Here is a 16333-nt window from a genome sequence, read left to right as displayed (position 1 = left end):
TTTGACAAAGAAATCAATGCCAAAAAAGAGCTAGAAAATAAAATAAGTCTTTTAAACAAAGACTCAGAAAAAAACACATTACAAGACATTTTACAGCTGCAAACCATTGATGCAAAAGCAGCAGAGAATTGGAAAGAATTAAAAAGCCTTTCGGAACAATACATCCTTTTACAAAAACAGGTAGCCCATACGGTTTTAGACGTAAACAAATTAACCACAGAAGAAAAAGAAGTACAAAGCAACCTTAGTGCCTTAGAAAAAGACCTAAAAACACAAGAAGCGTTGGTTACAGATGCTACTAAAATTTTAGAATTAGAGCGCAGTGTTGCCAAATACAAAGCAGATAGAGCTAATTTAAAACCAGGAGAACCTTGCGGTTTGTGTGGTGCTACAGAACATCCGTTTGCAGAAAACTCACCCGCAATTCAAATTAGCGAAGCAACCGCCACGTTAACGAAACGAAAGGAAGATTTGGCAAAACTGAACGCAAAGCAAAATCAACTTTTACTACAAAAAACTAGCATAACTACCCGAATAGAAAATACAACGCTTCAATTAAAAAATAAAAAAGAAGAAATAACTGCATTAACTGCAAAAGCAGACAAAATACCTGTTGCAACTGCATTGGCTGATTCAGAAAAAATTGATGGTGAAATTCAATTGCTAGCGCAGAAATTAAAAGTGCATCAAGAAAATATACAAAAAGCCCAAGAAACTCAAAACGAAAAAGACAGACTTAGCAAAGCAATGCAACTGCAACAGCAAACATATAGTGCATTGCACACACAAATTGTTGCTTTAGAAGAACAAGTTAAACATGCTAAAAAATCGATTTCAGCGCATAACGAAAAAGTTATTACCCATACAAAACTTAGCAAAGAAATAGAAGAACGTTTAAAAATTTCTTTAGCCAAATATGCTATAGAAATGCCTGCTATTTCCGGTATAAATCAATTTCTAAAAGATACAGAAAACAGCATCTTAACTTATGATGCCAAAGAAAAAGAAATAGCCTCGTTTATATCTGAACAAAAGGTATTATCCGCTAAAATAGAAGCTATAGATAGTACTTTAAAGGTAAAACATCAAGATATGGATACCTTGCAAAAAACCTTTGAAGAAAAAGATGCCATTGCGAATAAAATTCTAGTACAAAGAGTAGCCATATTACCAATAGAAACCTCTGTAGATTCTAAAAGAAAAACATTACAATCACTTATTGAAAAACAATCGAAAGAAGAACGAATTGGTAAAGAAGCACTGCAGAATTTACAAAATTTAAAAACCAAACAAGAAACGTCTTTAGCCAACACAACAATTGATTTAGAAAAGCTAAAAGATGCCAAAATTAAACTAGAAAGCAACTTTAATAAAGAAGTTGAACTTAGTGAATTTTTAACCCGTACAGCTATAGAAATAGCTCTTTTATCTGACGAGCAAAGTGTAAATTATAAAAAGTTAAAAGAAAGAATACAAGAAAATTTAGTAAAGATTAAAACCTTAAAAGAAAATAATTTAAAGGAATTTAACGCTTTAAAGGCAGCGAAAAACTTTACAACTACCGAGCAAGAAAGCAAAGAGTTATTAGCCACTGAAAAAGCCAAAAAAGATGCTCTTTTAACTAAAAAAGGTAAAATTGAAGAAACTTTTAGAAAAGATTTAGAAATTAAAAACAGAAATAAAGAGGTTTATAAAAAAATAGATGCTCAAACCGAAATTTGCAACGTTTGGCGCGAGTTGTTTAAAATTATTGGTAACTCAAAAGATGCGTTTAATGTGTATGTACAACGTTTAACATTAAAACAATTGTTAGATTTAGCAAATGTGCATTTGTATAATTTGAACAAACGTTATTCTTTAAAACTAGAAGACACTTACAAACCCAAAGAAGAACTGAACTTTAATTTAATAGACCATTATCAAACAGACAGAGCTAGGTTGGTAGACACTTGTAGTGGAGGTGAAAAGTTTATTATAAGTTTGGCATTGGCATTGGGGCTGTCTGATTTGGCAAGTAAAAATGTAAAAATAGATTCTCTTTTTATAGATGAAGGTTTTGGTACTTTAGATGGCAATACTTTAGAGACGGTAATTGCTACATTAGAAACTTTACAATCTCAAGGGAAAACAATTGGTATTATTTCTCATGTAGAAAACTTAAAAGAGCGCATACCAACACAAATTCAAATTACCAAAAAAAGTAGCGGAGTAAGTACAGTAAAAATTGTGTAAAGCAGCATGTGCCTTAATTAAAAACAAACAACGGCTTTAAAAAGATTAAAGCCGTTGATTGATTGATAAAAAACTTCATTACGACCCTACTTATAATTTAGTAAAAACCCCCATTTCGACTAATCCATAGAAAAAATTTCGTACGTGCAGGGTCAGTAATGCGTTTATTTATAAATTTTAGCTAATTATTTTCTTTAAAATGCTAAAACCTTTTTTTCATGTTCGTCTACAGTTCCATCTGCAAAAAACACTTGTTTTATATTCTTTAATAATTCTTCTTTTTCGAATTGAGTAAATTCATTATCTGAAACAAAAGATTGTATTTTATCTAAATTTTCTTCATCAGAATCTACAACAACCTCTGTATGCATTCTATGAAAAGTTACTTCATCTACTTTGGTTCGGATATAATCTTGCTCTGCAATATCTTCTACATGGTTACAATGAGCTGCATATAATAATACATAGGCTTCAAAGTCTTTTTTAGTCCAATCTAAATTCATACTTCTTTTACAATTGGTAAATTACCATTACTGGCCCATTCCGTCCAAGAGCCATCGTAAACAGCTGTATTTTTAATTTCTAAAACTGCTGCTGCTAAGGCTAAAATTGAAGCCGTTATCCCTGATCCACAGGTAAATATGATTTCATTTTCGTTTTCAAATTTAGTAAAAATTTTAAATAAATCATCAAAAGATTTCATTTTTCTGTTTTCTAACACAAATTTGAATGGAATATTTATAGAATTAGGAATATGTCCACTAGATAATTCTGGTCTAGGTTCTGGCGCTGTTCCTAAAAATCTTTCTTCTGAACGAGCGTCTATAATAACGCTGGTGTCCTTAGACATTGCTTTATAAACAGCAGCTGTATTTTTGAGTTTATTTGGCTTAAAATCGACTGTAAAGTTCCCTTTATCACTTTTAATAGAATAGTTAGCAACAGTTGGATAGTTGTTAGCATTCCATTCGGCAAACCACCATCTAAAACCGCTATGTTTTGAAACCCCATTAGCTGAAACATCCACCAAACTCTTGGTGCACTATAAATGCCTAAATCATCATAACAAATTATTACAGAATTGTTATTTATACCTAATTCTTGAGCTTTCTTTTCAAATACTTCTGCCGTTAAAACTGTATTTGGTAACGTTGCATTTTGATCTGAAAAAGTTTTTTTTAAATCAAAAAACAGGGCACCTTTAATACATTTCTTTGCAATGTCTGTTGTAGTAACATCCGTCACTTTAGGTATTGTACAGTCTAAAACGACAAGATTTGTATCGTTTATATACTTGTACAACCAATCTACAGTTACTAACGGTTTGGTTATTTTTAAAGACATTTTGTAGACGTATTATTTTACTTCGTCGTAATGATCGTCCCAGTTTTTTGGAGTTGGATTGTCGTGTAATTTACCAACAGATTTGGCAACTAAAGAGGCAACGGTTGCATCTCCGGTAACATTTATTACGGTTCTACACATATCTAAAGGCCTATCTACCGCAAAAATTAATGCCAAACCAATGGCTAATTTATCTGCTGGAAAATTAACCGATTCTAATACAATTACCAACATTACCATACCTGCACCAGGAACTGCAGCAGAACCAATAGAAGCTAATAAAGCTGTAATTATAATTGTTAATTGATCTACAAAAGTCAAATCGAATCCAAGCGCTTGTGCAATAAAAACTGCTGCAACTGCTTGATATAAAGAGGTTCCATCCATATTAATGGTAGCACCAACCGGTAAAACAAAACTAGATACTTCTTTATCTACACCAATGTGCTCTTCTACACGCTCCATAGTTACAGGTAAAGTAGCTGCACTAGAACTTGTAGAAAACGCCAATAATTGCGCCGGACTTAATTGTTTTAAGAACCAAAAAGGATTCTTTTTTGTAAACACTTTTACCAAAATCATGTAAAAAACAACCAATAAAAATAAACCACCAACAACGGTTGCTGCATACTTTAAAAGTGCAATTAATAAATCGGATCATTAGAAGACACCACTACATTAGACAATAAAGCAAATACTGCAATTGGCGCAAATAACATAATTAAATCGACCATCTTTAAAACAACTTCATTCAAAGAATCGAAAAAATCTTTTAAAGGCTTCGATCTTTTTTCACCTATTAAAAGCATAGAGATTCCTAAAAATATTGTGAAGAAAATTACTTGTAACATCGATTTGTTGTTACTCATAGCTTTCATTGCATTATCTGGCACCATGTCTACTAAAAACTGTAAAGGCCCGCTACTTTTTTGTTTTGAAGCTTCTGCAATTTTTGCTTGCACACCACCACTATTGGCATATGTTTCTGTTAATTTTGTAATAGTTTCTTCTGATATACCATCACCTGGCTTTACAACATTAACCAATAATAAACCAATGGTAATCGCTATAACTGTTGTAAAAATATAGATTCCGATTGTTTTTAAACCAATATTTTTAAACTTAGAAATGTCTTTTAAATCTGAAATACCCTTTACCAAAGAAGCTATAATTAAAGGAACCGCAATTAACTTTAATAATTTTACAAAAATGCTTCCAAAAGGATTTATCCAATTGGCAACAAAAGTAGAACCACCGTCTACTGTTGTCATTAACAATCCAAAAAGGATACCTACAACCATTCCTATTAAAATCTTCCAGTGTAATGCTAGTTTCTTCATCTATTTGTTTAAAATTATTTCAGTGGTGAAAGATAAAAAAATAATTAAAAATTTAAGTGACTTTATTTGTATATTGTGTCATATTTTTAGAAAACATTCATATTAATTATTAAAAACATAAAAATGTCAGGTATATTAGACTTATTAAACAGTGATTTAGGAAAACAAATTGTTTCCGGTGTAGCAGGTTCTACAGGTAACGATACAAGTAAAACAGGTAGTGCATTAACAATGGCTTTACCCGTTTTAATGAAAGCAATGGAAAGAAACGCTTCTTCTCCTGAAGGTGCAGCTGGTTTAATGGGAGCTTTAACAGGTAAACATGATGGTAGTATTTTAAACAACTTAGGTGGTTTATTTGAAGGTGGTGTTGATGAGTCTGTGAAACAAGATGGTGCTGGTATTTTAGGACATATTTTAGGTAGCAAACAACAAGGTGTAGAACAGGTAATTAGTCAGAAATCTGGTTTAGATGCTGGTTCTGTAGGAAATATCTTAAAAGTTGCTGCACCAATTTTAATGGGTGTTTTAGGTAAACAAAAGCAAGAACAAAATATTAGCAATTCAGGAGATTTAACAGGTCTTTTAGGTGGTTTGTTAGGTGGTAGTTCTGCCAACAACGATCAAAGCTTTTTAGAGAAAATTTTAGATGCTGATGGTGACGGAAGTGTAATTGATGATGTTGCAGGAATGGTTTTAGGAGGAAATAAGAGTAAAGGTGGCCTTGGAGGAATGTTAGGTGGTCTTTTTGGAAAATAAGTTTTCTACATTTTTAGATATAAAAAAAGCTCAAACATATTGTTTGAGCTTTTTTTATAAAGTTTAAGTGTTACTTTTTATAACAAGACTTGTATATTTCTTCGTACACAGGTAAAATACTATCTAAAGAAAATTGTTTTGTATGTGCTTTTGCATTTTGTTTAAACTGCTCTAAAGTTGCATCGTCTTTAACAATTGAAATGGCGTTTTTAGCCATGTCTTCTACATCTCCTAAATTACTTAAGTATCCTGTTTGACCATGAATGTTTACTCGGCAATCCGCCTGTATTGGTAGAAATAACAGCTGTACCTGCCGCCATTGCTTCTAATGCTGCCAAACCAAAACTTTCTGTTTGTGATGGTAATAAAAACACATCTGTATAACATAAAATTTTAGCAACTTCTGTGCTGTTTCCTAAAAAGAAGACATCAGCAGTAATTTTTAAATCTTTTACTAATTTTTCTGCTTTTGCTCTTCTCGGCCCTTCACCAATCATCAATAATTTAGAAGGAATTTCCTTTCTTACTGCGGCAAAAACCTTAATTACATCTTCTACTCTTTTTACAGGTCTAAAATTACTAACATGCGTAAAGATTCTTTCGTTTGGTTGTGCCAAAGCAATTCTTTTACATTCTTCTTTATGTGCATTGTCGTACTTTTCTACATCAATAAAATTGTAGATTACTTTTATATCTTTTATAATATTGAATAACTTATTGGTAGTATCTTTTAAATTGTTAGAAACAGAAGTAACTACATCAGAATTATTAATACTGAATTCTACGGCTGTTTTATAGGTTGGATGACTACCAACCAAAGTGATATCTGTACCATGTAAGGTAGTAACTACACGCACATCTAAACCTTTTTCTTTTAGCATTTGTTTTGCCATATATGCAGCGTAAGCATGCGGAATTGCATAATGTACATGTAAAACTTCTAAATCGTGTTTTCTTACGACTTCTACCATTTTACTTGACAACGCCAACTCATAGGGTTGATATTCGAAAAGAGGATATTCTTCGATTACAACTTGGTGAAAATGTAGATTGTGAGATAAAAAATCTAAACGAACTGGTTGATTATATGTTATAAAATGAACTTCATGTCCTTTATTAGCCAATGCCATACCTAATTCTGTAGCTACTACTCCACTTCCTCCGAAGGTTGGATAACAAACAATACCTATTTTCATGTAATTTCTAAAAAGGTTAAAAAATTAAATTCTTAGTTGTAAAGATACTTTTAATCTTACACTATTATTCTAAATAAAAATATAAAAGAGTTTTTCAAATGCATGAAAAACTCTTTTTGTGATTTATAATAATAGTAAATGATTAGTAATCTCCTAAAGTTGCTGGATTTTGAGCTAATGCAGTTTCCAATTGCTCGTCACTTGGTGCTTTACCATGCCACGCATGAGTGTGCATCATAAAGTCTACACCGTTCCCCATTTCTGTATGTAATAATATACAAACTGGTTTTCCTTTACCGGTTAAAGCTTTTGCTTCTGCTAATCCTGCTAAAATTGCTTCGATATCATTACCTTCTTTAACATCTAACACGTCCCAACCAAAAGCTTCAAATTTTGCTCTAATACTTCCCATGTTTAAAACATCGTCTGTAGTACCATCAATCTGCTTCCCGTTTAAATCTATAGTTGCTATTAAATTGTCTACTTTTTTTGCTGATGCATACATAATTGCCTCCCAGTTCTGACCTTCTTGCAATTCACCATCACCGTGTAAAGTATATACAATTTTAGAATCGTTGTTTAGTTTTTTTGCTTCTGCAGCACCAATACCTACAGATAAACCTTGCCCTAAAGAACCAGATGCAATACGCACACCAGGTAAACCTTCGTGTGTTGTTGGATGCCCTTGTAATCTAGAATCTAGTAATCTAAAAGTATTTAACTCTTCTACAGGAAAGAAACCACTATGAGCCAAAACACTGTAAAATACAGGTGAAATATGACCGTTAGATAAAAAGAATAAATCTTCATTTTCACCGTCCATTTTAAAATCTGTAGAATAATCCATTACTTCTTGATATAAACAAGTAATAAACTCTGCACATCCTAAAGAACCTCCTGGGTGACCAGAATTTACTTTGTGCACCATTCTTAATATATCTCTACGAACCTGTTGTGTAAAATCTTGTAATTGTTGTGTTGTTGGCATTCTGTTGTTTTTGTTTTAGCAAAAGTAATTTTTTTAATACAATAGACAACTTAAAAGCGAAAGTAAAAGAAGGGTTCGAATATTTCTTTTTCACGTAAATTTTCCCTTTTAATTATCTAAGTTTGATAATAAACCCTTCTTCAATTACTCTTCGGTGTAAATGTATTTTTTTGAAAGGAAATTCTAATGAAGCTAGTCGGAATTCATGAATTACGGTATACTAGGTACAAATGGGAACTTTAATTACCTGATAGCTAACTGACTAAAATTTCATTAAAATTATGTGATAAATTAAGTATTTTTGCTAAAAAAATTAAAATTGCACATTTCTAAGTTCGTATCACTTCTATTATTTGTTGTTAGCTTTAACACAATTTGCCAGCATTCTAAAAAAACTGAAAATTATACGTTTGATGAATTATCTGAAAAATACTATAAGTATAAATTTACAGACTCTATAAAGGCTAAAAAGTTTGTTGATCTTTATTTGAAAAAAGCGGTTAAGGAAAAAGATACAGTTAAGGCTATTGACGGGAAGTATTATTTAAGCGAAGTTTATAAAAACGATTCTATATATATAAATTATTTAGATTCTTTAATTAGTAAAACTAAAGTGAATCCAAATAAAATGTATCCTACTTATGCTTATTTGAGTAAAACTACTTATTTTATAAATAAAGAAAAGGCTAATGCAGGTCTAAAAAATTGCTTAAAAGGTCTTGAATTTAGTAAAACGTTTAAAAATGATAGCCTGAAATATTTATTAAAAGAATATTTAAGTAGCATTAAAAGTTATCATGGTAAACATAAAGATGCTATTAAAGACTTACTTGATTGCGTAAAATACTATGATTCTAATTTCCAAAATATTGATAAAGTAAACTATGTTGGAGTATTAATTAATTTATCTGCAAAGTATTTAAAAATTGATGACATTGATTCAAGTAAAATTTATAATAAAAAAGCATTGCTTAATTCTATAAAATTAAATGACAGTATTTTAATAGGTTATTGCCTTTATATAGATGCTAAAATTAGTTTTAAAGAAAATGACTTTCGTAGAACAATTATTAACAGTAAAAAATCAATTCCTTTATTAATAAAATCAGAGAATTTTAGATTGTTATCTAAATCTTACAATTTTATTGCTAAATCCTATGAAAAATTAGACAATTATAAAAATGCACTCAAATTTCATTTTTTAGTTGATTCCTTATATGAACAATTACAAATCCCTTCTAAGCATTTAAAATATAACTTCAAATTTATTGCTAACCATTACAAAAATGATGGAGACTTACAGAACCAGTTAAAATATATTGAAAAACAAATATTTCTTGATAGTATTCAAGCATCTGCTGAAAAAAACCTTTCTAAAACATTTACAGAAGAATACGACAGGCCCAAATTAATTGCTGAAAAACAAAAAATTATTTCAGAATTAAACAACGAGGTTTCTTTTTACAAGAAATCACGAATTTATATAGCGCTAATTTTAATTCTATCATTTATATTATTCTTGTATCAATTTAGAAAACGAAAAAAACAAGAACAAAAATTTGATAACCTTACAATCAAATTAAAAAATAAAAAAGTAGTTGAAAATTCAGTAAACTCTAATACAAATACTCAGAAAAACTTATCAGAAACTATTATTACAGAATTGCTTGCTAAGTTAGATTCTTTTCAACAACAGCCAGAAAACTTTACAAATAATAAGCTTACTCTGAGTATACTTGCTAAAGAATTAGAAACAAATTCTAATTATCTTTCTAAAGTTATCAATCAGAAAAAAGGTTGTAATTTTTCTACTTATTTACGAAAATTGAGAATTGATTATGCCCTAGATTTATTAGAAAAAGATACTACCATTCGTAAATTTAGTATCGATGCAATTGCGAAGGAGGTCGGTTTTAAAAATGCAGAAACATTTTCGAAAGCCTTCTTTAAAGAAACTGAATTGAATCCTTCTTTTTATATCAAACAACTAGAAAAAAAGAAGTAGTGTTTTTAAAATAAACTTAAAACTTAAGCACCTGTTTACGAAAATAAATAAAAATGTATTTTCGCATTGAAAAAAGAAAAAGCACTCATTTGAAAATAGTTCTACACATAACGTCATTCCTTTTGTTTCTTGGCAGTTTTAATACAATTGCCCGGAATTCTAAAAATATTGAAAACTATACGTTTGATGAATTAAGTGATAAATATTACGAATATAAATTTACGGATTCCTTAAAAGCTAAAAAGTTTGCTAATTTTTATTTCAATAAAGCGGTCAAGGAAAAAGATATTGTAAATGCTATTAGTGGAAAATACTACTTAAGAGAGGTTCACAAAAATGATTCCATATATATTGATTATTTAGACTCCATAATTAATATTTCAAAAAGTAACCCGACAAAAATGTTTCCTGCGCTTGCTTATTATAAAAAGACTTTTTTTATTATAACAATGAAAAAACCAATGAATGTTTAAAAAATTGTCTTTTAGGATTTAAATATTTAAAACAGAATAAGAATGATAGTTTAAAATATCTTTTTCAAATAAAACTGGCAAGTATTAAAACTCTAACACGTAAAATAAATGAGTCAAACAAAATATTATTAGAAATAATTGATGAAAATAATTTAAAGCAAAATATTATTAATTCAGAGAACTATTTTATTACACTTTTTAATATATCTAGAAATTATCTAAAATTAAAAATCAATGATTCTAGTAGGTATTATAATAAAAAAGCTTTAGAATTTTCCAAATCAATAAAAGATAGTTTGTTAATTGGATATTCACTGAATAATCAAGGTTTAATTCACTACTACGAAAAAGAATATTTAAAATCTATAAAATATTATTCTAAATCTTTGCCATATTTAATAGAGGATGAAAATTATAGGGCAATTTTTGATGCTTATAATTTAATAGCAAAATCATACATAAAATTAAATAAAACTAAAAAAGCTTTAAAATATAATTTACTTATAGACTCACTGTATCAAAAACAAAAAATCACTTTTTATGCACAAAAAAATAGTTATTCTTTTCTAATTAAATACTATAAGAATAATCAAGACATAAAAAATCAACTCAAATACATTAATAGATACCTAAAAGTCGATAGTATATTAAATGTAAGAAGTAAAAACCTCTCTAAAACATTTACAGAAGAATACGACAGACCCAAATTAATTGCTGAAAAACAAAAAATTATTTCAGAATTAAACAACGAGGTTTCTTTTTACAAGAAATCACGAATTTATATTGCGATAGTTTTAATTCTATCATTTATATTGTTTCTGTATCAAGTTAGAAAACGAAAAAAACAAGAACAAAAATTTGATAACCTTACGCTCAAATTAAAAAATAAAAAAGTAGTTGAAAATTCAGTAAACTCTAATACAAATACTCAGAAAACCTTACCCGAAACTATTATTACAGAATTGCTTGCTAAGTTAGATTCTTTTGAACAACAGCCAGAAAACTTTACAAATAATAAGCTTACCCTGAGTATACTTTCTAAGGAATTAGAAACAAATTCTAATTATCTTTCTAAAGTTATCAATCAGAAAAAGGTTGTAATTTTTCTACGTACTTACGAAAATTAAGAATCGATTATACTTTAGATTTATTAGAAAAAGATGCTACTATTCGTAAATTTAGTATTGATGCAATTGCGAAGGAGGTCGGTTTTAAAAATGCAGAAACATTTTCGAAAGCCTTCTTTAAAGAAACTGAATTGAATCCTTCTTTTTATATCAAACAACTAAAAAAAGAAGTAGTGTTTTTAAAATAATCTTAAAACTAAAGCACTTTTTGCGAAAATAAATAAAAATGTATTTTCGCATTGAAAAAAGAAAAAGCACTCCTTTGAAAATAGTTTTACACATAACGTCATTCCTTTTGTTTCTTGGCAATTTTAATACAATTGCCCAAAATTCTAAAAATATTGAAAACTATACGTTTGATGAATTAAGTGATAAATATTATGAATATAAATTTACGGATTTTTTAAAGGCTAAAAAGTTTGCCAATTTTTATTTTAATAAAGCGGTCAAGGAAAAAGATACTGTAAATGCTATTAGTGGAAAATACTACTTAAGAGAGGTTCATAAAAATGATTCCATATATATTGATTATTTAGACTCCATAATTAATATTTCAAAAAGTAACCCGACAAAAATTTTTCCTGCTTATGTTTTTTTACAAAAAGGGAATTTATTTTTTCATAAAGGTTCAAATAATGAATCTTTAAAAAATTATCTTTCTGCTTTAAAGTGTGCTACTTTAAATAAAAGTGACAGCCTAAAATTCATAATTAAACAACGAATAGGAACTTTAAAATCTAATAACAACGAAATTAATGACGCTAAAAACTTATACTTAGAAGCTTATGGTTATTTTAATAAGAATTATAAAGGTCTTTCCAATGACAACTATTTTTCATTACTAATGAATTTATCGTTAACCTACTCTAATTTGAGAAAAATAGACTCAAGTAGGTTTTTTATAAATGAAGCATTTGAATTAGCTCTTAAAGTAGATGATAAAGTTGTATTAGGCTACTGTTATGCTATTAAAAGTAATTTATATTTTAAAGAAAACAAATTTAATAAAGCTATTGAAACTAGTTTAAAATCTATACCACAATTATTAAATGATGAAAATTACCTTTTATTGATGAAGAGTTATAGTGAAATTGCAAAATCTTATAATTACTTAGGTGATAGGTCAAACTCTTTTAAATATCATAAAAAAATAGATTCAATTTATTTAGAAAAACAAATAATTAATAAGAACTTAATAAATTCTTATAGATGGTTAAAAAATTACTATAGAACTGAAAATGATTTAGACAATCAATTAAAAACATTAAATAAACTTCTTGCTGTTGATAGCATATCAAATTCGAGAAATAAAAATCTATCTAAAACATTTACAGAAGAATACGACAGACCAAAATTAATTGCTGAAAAACAGAAAATCATATCAGAATTAAACTACGAGGTCTCTTTTTACAAGAAATCACGAATTTATATTGTGATAGTTTTAATTCTATCATTTATATTATTTCTATATCAATTTAAAAAACGAAAAAAACAAGAACAAAAATTTGATAAGCTTACGCTCAAATTAAAAAATAAAAAAGTAGTTGAAAATTCAGTAAACTCTAATACGAATGTTCAGAAAAACTTACCAGAAACGATTATTACAGAATTGCTTGCTAAGTTAGATTCTTTTGAACAACAGCCAGAAAACTTTAAAAATAATAAGCTTACTCTGAGTATACTTGCTAAAGAATTAGAAACAAATTCTAATTATCTTTCTAAAGTTATCAATCAAAAAAAGGTTGTAATTTTTCTACGTACTTACGAAAATTGAGAATTGATTATGCACTAGATTTATTAGAAAAAGATGCTACCATTCGTAAATTTAGTATTGATGCAATTGCGAAGGAGGTCGGTTTTAAAAATGCAGAAACATTTTCGAAAGCCTTCTTTAAAGAAACTGAATTGAATCCTTCTTTTTATATCAAACAACTAGAAAAAAAGGGATAATTATGTTTTTTGCTTTTTCTTCTTGGCTGCCGGAAATAAAACATTGTTTAAAATTAATCGATAACCGGGTGAAGTTGGGTGTAAATCTAATTCGGTTTTAGGGTCTCCTACTCTATGGGTATAATCTTCAGGATCATGTCCGCCGTAGAAAGTAAACATTCCTTTACCTTTTGTTCCGTGAATATATCTTGCTTCTCTATTCACTTTATTTTCTCCTAAAACTAAAACATTACTTTTAATTGTATTTCTATCAAAAGAAGTAGTTTGTCCCATAAATCCTTTTACTAAAACTGTATGGTTTTGTGTTAACATCGTTGGCACAGGATCCCATTTTGCAGAAAACTCTACCAAAGAAAAATAATCTGAAGTTTTAGGTATTTTACGTTTTCTTGTCATATCAATAGAAGAAAACTCGTAAGTTGTTGGGTTTTTAATTAAATCGAAATTTTTAAATGCAAAGGTTTTGTTATAATTTATTTTCGATTGATAATTTGGTGTAGACGCATCACCATCAAACATTGCTTCTGCAATATCAATTCCGTCTGCAGATAAAGCGATATCAAAGCTATCGGTAGCAGAACACATTGCAAACATAAATCCGCCACCAACTACATAATCTCTAATTTTCTTAGCTACAGCTAATTTTTCTTCAGAAACTTTATTAAAACCTAATTCGGTTGCTAGTTTTTCTGCTCTTTGCTTTCCTTCTATATACCATGGCGTCGTTCTAAAAGAACCATAAAATCGGCCATATTGCCCTGTAAAATCTTCGTGATGCAAATGCAACCATTCATACAACAACAACTTATCGTCTAAAACTTCTTTGTCATAAATTACATCAAAAGGAATTTCTGCATAGGTTAAAACCATGGTTACAGCATCGTCCCAAGGCATTTTATCTTTAGGAGAATATACCGCTATTTTTGGCGCTTTTTCTAAGGTAACAGCATCTTGATTTGAAGAAGGTGCAGCAATTTCCTGTAAAATTAATTGTGATTTTACATCTGAAATTACTTGATAAGAAACACCTCTAATTTTGCATTCATTTTCTACAATCTTATTGTTTTCAATTAAAAATGCGCCACCATCATAATTTAAAAGCCATTTAGATTTTAAACCTGCTTCTAAAGAATAATAAACAATTCCGTATGCTTTTAAGTGATTTTTTTGATTATCATCACTCATAGGAACATATATAAATGATGCCCAAATTGAGTTGGAAACGAATAGAAATATAAATATTGTTAAAAGTTTCTTCATATTAAAAACTAAAATACACAATTACTTTAGAAGCAATTGTGTATTTCTATAAATTTATAAATACTTTAATACTTAAAAAGGAACATCATCATCTCCAAAAGCATCTTTTGGATCTACACCACCTTCTCCGGCAAATGGATCTTCTGGGAAATCTGCATTCATAGAAGATTGAAATTCTGAACTAAATCCTTCTTCTAAATCTGAGAATTTTGCTAAATGTCCTGTAAATTTTAAACGAATATTATCTAAACCACCATTTCTGTGTTTTGCTACAATAAATTCTCCTTGTCCTTCACACGGTGAATGGTCATCGTCATCCCATTCTGTCATTCCGTAATATTCGGACGGAAAATAAAACTAACAATATCGGCATCTTGTTCAATTGCACCAGATTCACGTAAATCTGATAATAAAGGTCTTTTACTTCCACCACGAGTTTCTACCGCACGAGATAATTGAGAAAGTGCAATAACTGGTACAGAAAGTTCTTTTGCCAAAGCTTTTAAGTTTCTCGAAATCATAGAGATTTCTTGTTCTCTATTTCCGCCTGCTTTTCCTCCTGCAGTCATCAATTGTAAATAATCAATTACTAAGATTCTAACATTGTGCTGCGACACCAGACGTCTTGCTTTTGCTCTTAAATCGAAAATAGATAAAGATGGCGTATCATCAATAAATATTGGGGCATCAGACAAACGTTTTACTTTTACATTTAACTGTTCCCACTCGTGTGGCTCTAAATTTCCTTTTCTTAATTTTTCTGAAGTCAATCCTGTTTCCGAAGAAATCATACGTGTAATTAACTGTACAGAAGACATCTCTAAAGAAAAAATAGCTACACCATGATTAAAATCTATCGCCATATTTTTAGCCATCGAAATTACAAATGCTGTTTTTCCCATACCGGGTCTTGCAGCAATAATAACTAAATCTGATGGTTGCCAACCGAAGTTAACGCATCTAATTTTGTAAAACCTGTAGCCAAACCAGACATTCCTTCTTGGTTACCAATTTCTTGAATCTTTTTTAATGCTTGCTTAACAAGCGATCCTGCATCTTCTGAACTCTTTTTTAAATTTCCTTGTGTTACTTCAAATAACTTACCTTCGGCATCATCTAAAAGGTCAAAAACATCTGTACCTTCATCATAAGCATTTTCTATAATTTCACTTGATATAGAAATTAATTTTCTTTGGATGTATTTTTGAAGAATAATACGAGCATGGAACTCGATATGCGCAGAAGAAGCTACTTTTTGTGTTAAACGAATTAAATACAAATCTCCGCCAACAAAATCTAGTTTAGCATTCTTTCTAAGTAAGTTAGATACTGTTAATAAGTCGATTGGTTCTGAGTTTTGAAACAATTCGTAAATTGCAGCGTATACTTCTTGATGCTTTTGATCGTAAAATGCTTCTGCACTTAAAATATCAATTACATCATCAATTCCTTTTTTATCAATCATCATTGCACCAAGAACAGCTTCTTCTAATTCTACTGCTTGTGGTGGGATTTTCCCTTTTTCTAGACTAATAATTTTACTCTTGTCTATCTTTTTTCCTGCGATTGCACTCGTTTTTTCCATGATTGCAAATGTACTTTTTTACTTTGTTAGATGTTTGTAATATATAACATTTATTTGTTGACAAATATTGTAAA

At 29.4% G+C, this 16333-nt stretch carries 13 protein-coding genes and 3 pseudogenes; 8 read left to right on the top strand and 8 right to left on the bottom strand.

The window, feature by feature from the left end; genetic code table 11:
- Positions 1–282 precede the first annotated feature (282 nt).
- Positions 283–2232: an SbcC/MukB-like Walker B domain-containing protein gene (locus ACZ1HD_RS07045; RefSeq protein WP_472689022.1), complete on the top strand. Its 1950-nt coding sequence runs from the start codon at positions 283–285 to the stop codon at positions 2230–2232.
- A 194-nt stretch (positions 2233–2426) separates the two neighbouring features.
- On the opposite strand, the gene ACZ1HD_RS07040 is transcribed toward ACZ1HD_RS07045, so the two are convergent.
- From ACZ1HD_RS07040 to ACZ1HD_RS07025, 4 genes and pseudogenes are all read right to left on the bottom strand, one after another.
- Positions 2427–2735: a hypothetical protein gene (locus ACZ1HD_RS07040; RefSeq protein WP_472689021.1), complete on the bottom strand. Its 309-nt coding sequence runs from the start codon at positions 2733–2735 to the stop codon at positions 2427–2429.
- On the bottom strand, positions 2732–3082 hold the full coding sequence (locus ACZ1HD_RS07035; RefSeq protein WP_472689020.1) for a rhodanese-like domain-containing protein: 351 nt from the start codon (positions 3080–3082) through the stop codon (positions 2732–2734). Before ACZ1HD_RS07035 ends, ACZ1HD_RS07040 begins: the two co-directional genes overlap by 4 nt.
- On the bottom strand, positions 3055–3576 hold the full coding sequence (locus ACZ1HD_RS07030; protein WP_472689019.1) for a rhodanese-like domain-containing protein: 522 nt from the start codon (positions 3574–3576) through the stop codon (positions 3055–3057). The genes ACZ1HD_RS07035 and ACZ1HD_RS07030 overlap by 28 nt, the downstream gene beginning before the upstream one ends.
- A gap of 12 nt (positions 3577–3588) precedes the next feature.
- Positions 3589–4916 (bottom strand): annotated as a pseudogene (locus ACZ1HD_RS07025) (dicarboxylate/amino acid:cation symporter).
- Positions 4917–5039: 123 nt separating this feature from the next.
- On the opposite strand from ACZ1HD_RS07025, the gene ACZ1HD_RS07020 reads away from it, so the two are divergent.
- Positions 5040–5675 (top strand): DUF937 domain-containing protein, encoded by a 636-nt coding sequence (locus ACZ1HD_RS07020; RefSeq protein WP_079738666.1) that lies wholly within the window; start codon positions 5040–5042, stop codon positions 5673–5675.
- A gap of 70 nt (positions 5676–5745) precedes the next feature.
- Here ACZ1HD_RS07020 and bshA read toward each other — a convergent pair.
- Positions 5746–6871: pseudogene (bshA, locus tag ACZ1HD_RS07015) on the bottom strand (N-acetyl-alpha-D-glucosaminyl L-malate synthase BshA).
- Between the two features lie 142 nt (positions 6872–7013).
- Positions 7014–7859 (bottom strand): transketolase, encoded by an 846-nt coding sequence (locus ACZ1HD_RS07010; protein ID WP_472689018.1) that lies wholly within the window; start codon positions 7857–7859, stop codon positions 7014–7016.
- Between the two features lie 487 nt (positions 7860–8346).
- Between ACZ1HD_RS07010 and ACZ1HD_RS07005 the strand changes: the two genes are divergently transcribed.
- The 6 genes from ACZ1HD_RS07005 to ACZ1HD_RS06980 all read left to right on the top strand — a co-directional run bounded on the left by ACZ1HD_RS07005 (position 8347) and on the right by ACZ1HD_RS06980 (position 13414).
- Positions 8347–9864: a helix-turn-helix domain-containing protein gene (locus ACZ1HD_RS07005; RefSeq protein ID WP_472689017.1), complete on the top strand. Its 1518-nt coding sequence runs from the start codon at positions 8347–8349 to the stop codon at positions 9862–9864.
- A gap of 89 nt (positions 9865–9953) precedes the next feature.
- Positions 9954–10337, top strand: coding sequence for a hypothetical protein (locus ACZ1HD_RS07000; protein ID WP_472689016.1), 384 nt, complete (start codon positions 9954–9956; stop codon positions 10335–10337).
- A 296-nt stretch (positions 10338–10633) separates the two neighbouring features.
- Positions 10634–11464 (top strand): tetratricopeptide repeat protein, encoded by an 831-nt coding sequence (locus tag ACZ1HD_RS06995; RefSeq protein ID WP_472689015.1) that lies wholly within the window; start codon positions 10634–10636, stop codon positions 11462–11464.
- Between the two features lie 2 nt (positions 11465–11466).
- Positions 11467–11652, top strand: coding sequence for a hypothetical protein (locus tag ACZ1HD_RS06990; protein WP_472689300.1), 186 nt, complete (start codon positions 11467–11469; stop codon positions 11650–11652).
- Positions 11653–11726: 74 nt separating this feature from the next.
- Positions 11727–13238 (top strand): hypothetical protein, encoded by a 1512-nt coding sequence (locus ACZ1HD_RS06985; RefSeq protein ID WP_472689014.1) that lies wholly within the window; start codon positions 11727–11729, stop codon positions 13236–13238.
- On the top strand, positions 13235–13414 hold the full coding sequence (locus tag ACZ1HD_RS06980) for a helix-turn-helix domain-containing protein (RefSeq protein WP_472689013.1): 180 nt from the start codon (positions 13235–13237) through the stop codon (positions 13412–13414). Before ACZ1HD_RS06985 ends, ACZ1HD_RS06980 begins: the two co-directional genes overlap by 4 nt.
- On the opposite strand, the gene ACZ1HD_RS06975 is transcribed toward ACZ1HD_RS06980, so the two are convergent.
- Both ACZ1HD_RS06975 and dnaB read right to left on the bottom strand, forming a co-directional pair.
- The gene (locus ACZ1HD_RS06975) at positions 13415–14599 is read right to left on the bottom strand and encodes an asparagine synthetase B (protein ID WP_472689299.1); all 1185 of its coding nucleotides are present in this window, start codon (positions 14597–14599) and stop codon (positions 13415–13417) included. It lies immediately after the preceding gene.
- A gap of 147 nt (positions 14600–14746) precedes the next feature.
- Positions 14747–16259: pseudogene (gene dnaB / locus ACZ1HD_RS06970) on the bottom strand (replicative DNA helicase).
- Positions 16260–16333: the final 74 nt, after the last annotated feature.

It is taken from the genome of Polaribacter sp. HA6-7, from assembly GCF_055693625.1.
This window is presented reverse-complemented; position numbering and strand designations above follow the sequence as displayed.

Bases quoted from the DNA above. Each gene is read 5' to 3' on its own strand.
- ACZ1HD_RS06975 (WP_472689299.1), bottom strand. From the start codon at position 14,599: ATGAGTGATGATAATCAAAAAAATCACTTAAAAGCATACGGAATTGTT.
- ACZ1HD_RS07030 (WP_472689019.1), bottom strand. From the start codon at position 3,576: ATGTCTTTAAAAATAACCAAACCGTTAGTAACTGTAGATTGGTTGTAC.
- ACZ1HD_RS07040 (WP_472689021.1), bottom strand. From the start codon at position 2,735: ATGAATTTAGATTGGACTAAAAAAGACTTTGAAGCCTATGTATTATTA.
- ACZ1HD_RS07010 (WP_472689018.1), bottom strand. From the start codon at position 7,859: ATGCCAACAACACAACAATTACAAGATTTTACACAACAGGTTCGTAGA.
- ACZ1HD_RS07020 (WP_079738666.1), top strand. From the start codon at position 5,040: ATGTCAGGTATATTAGACTTATTAAACAGTGATTTAGGAAAACAAATT.
- ACZ1HD_RS07035 (WP_472689020.1), bottom strand. From the start codon at position 3,082: ATGTCTAAGGACACCAGCGTTATTATAGACGCTCGTTCAGAAGAAAGA.